The sequence below is a fragment of the Arthrobacter sp. GQ119 genome (assembly GCF_059759125.1).
In genome coordinates, this window is record NZ_JCAXEA010000110.1 from 1 (window position 1) to 237 (window position 237).

Below are 237 nucleotides of genomic sequence, written 5' to 3' on the forward strand. Positions count from 1 at the left end.
TAGAGGGCTTGATAAATCGTCTCAGGGCTCACGCGCATCTCCGGCTTGTCGGGGAACTCTTCGACCAGGGTGTGGCTGATCTGTTCCGGAGACCAGCGTATGAGCAGTTTGTCCTTCACGTACTCACGCAGGTCGGACTCGCTTTCGAGCTTGGCCATCTTGGGTCGGGGTCGGCGGGCAGCGGCGGCACGGTGCGCGGCATACGGCTGATAACTGCCGTCCGGGGTGCTGTTGCGG

Annotated in this window: 1 pseudogene; it reads right to left on the reverse strand. The window is 62.4% G+C overall.

The features are described 5' to 3' along the window. A pseudogene (locus AC6CH3_RS23575) lies at positions 1 to 237 on the reverse strand (IS30 family transposase); the annotation flags it as partial.